This window comes from Sporosarcina sp. USHLN248 (assembly GCF_037144575.1).
Classification (GTDB): domain Bacteria; phylum Bacillota; class Bacilli; order Bacillales_A; family Planococcaceae; genus Sporosarcina; species Sporosarcina contaminans.
In genome coordinates, this window is the sequence record NZ_JBBCZC010000104.1 from 1 (window position 1) to 589 (window position 589).

Below are 589 nucleotides of genomic sequence, written 5' to 3' on the forward strand. Positions count from 1 at the left end.
GAGGCTTTAATCACGTATGGAATGTACATAAAAGAACAAGAGAAGAAATACAAACAGAACAAGTTCAACGCAGCAAACTGGCAGTATGATGAAGAGAATGATGTCTATACATGTCCGAATGAGAAACGTCTCCTCTTTAAATATCATTCTGTCCGTACAGACAAAACTGGTTTCACGCGTAATTTTAAAGTTTACGAATGTGAAGACTGTTCGGGATGCCCATTTCGTTCGTTATGTACGAAAGCGAAAGAGGGAAACCATCGAAAGTTGATGGTAAACGAGAAATGGGAACAACAAAAGGAATATGTAAGAACGAAGCTTTCAGATGAAAAAACGGGTTCGATCTATCGTCAGCGAAAAATTGACGTGGAACCAGTTTTTGGGTTTCTGAAGGCCAATTTGCGTTTCACTCGATTTTCCGTTCGTGGGAAATCGAAGGTTGAAAACGAAATGGGCCTCGCGTTAATGGCCGTGAATTTACGAAAATTCACGGCCAACAGGAAAGGGGGACTTTAAAAAATGAAAAAAAGTGAAATTGAGCGAGCTCAATTTCACTTTTTTCTTATTTAAAGCTAGTTATGTCCCAGCC

1 pseudogene is annotated in these 589 nt (G+C 39.6%); it reads left to right on the forward strand.

Annotated elements, in window-relative coordinates:
* Positions 1–498 (forward strand): annotated as a pseudogene (locus WFH04_RS18110) (transposase); the annotation flags it as partial.
* Between the last annotated feature and the right edge of the window lie 91 nt (positions 499–589).